The 769-nt window shown below is 71.5% G+C and carries 1 protein-coding gene; it reads right to left on the bottom strand.

All coding sequences use genetic code 11. The features are described 5' to 3' along the window. Window positions 1–104 precede the first annotated feature (104 nt). Window positions 105–769 (bottom strand): amino acid ABC transporter permease (locus N869_RS15675; RefSeq protein ID WP_035063245.1); only part of this gene is annotated, 665 nt, incomplete at its 5' end.

The raw sequence follows: 769 nt of genomic DNA, 5'->3' as shown, positions 1-769 counted from the left end.
CCGGTCCAACGCGTCCCCGGCCACTACAACCTGGAGCGACCCCACCTCGGCATCGGCGGCCTACGACCCATCGACCGCGTCAACAACGCTGCGGGTCAGTACATCTAGGTGCGGGTGGTGTGGCCGGTGTCCGTCCCGGTCGGGCTCGGTGCGGCGCTGGGGTCGACCGCGTCGACCACGGCGGCGACCGGGACCCGGGTCGAGCGGCGCTGGATCACGTGGGCGAGCCGCGAGAGGGACAGGTTCACCACCAGGTAGATGCTGGCGCCCGCGACGAACAGGGCCACGAAGTAGGTGTTGCCGAAGTACCAGGCGTTGTTCTGGACGGCCCGCAGGAGCTCGGCGTACCCGATGATGAAGCCGAGCGAGGAGTCCTTGAGGAGGACCACGAGCTGGGCGACGAGGCTCGGGGCCATGATCCGGACGGCCTGCGGCAGCAGGACGGTGAGCAGCGTCTGGGTGCGGGACAGCCCCAACGCGTACGCCGCCTCGGCCTGCCCCTTGGGCAGGGACGCGAGACCGGCGCGGAGGATCTCGGCGATGATCGCCATGTTGTAGACGGTCAGGCCCAGGACGACGGACGCGAACGCCGACCACCCGAAGCCCAGCAGGCCGAAGAACATGACGAGCAGGACGGGCAGGCCGCGGAAGACCTCGACCACCGCGACCGCGGGCGCGCGCAGCCACCAGCGGCGGGTCGTGCGCCACAGGGCCAGCAGCAGGCCCAGGACCAGCGCGAGGGGTGCGGCGACGCCCGCTGCCCGCAGGG

The sequence above is a fragment of the Cellulomonas bogoriensis 69B4 = DSM 16987 genome, assembly GCF_000767165.1.
Taxonomy (GTDB): Bacteria; Actinomycetota; Actinomycetes; order Actinomycetales; family Cellulomonadaceae; genus Actinotalea; species Actinotalea bogoriensis.
Note: the sequence above shows the minus strand (reverse complement) of the source record. Positions and strands in the feature narration are given on the sequence as shown.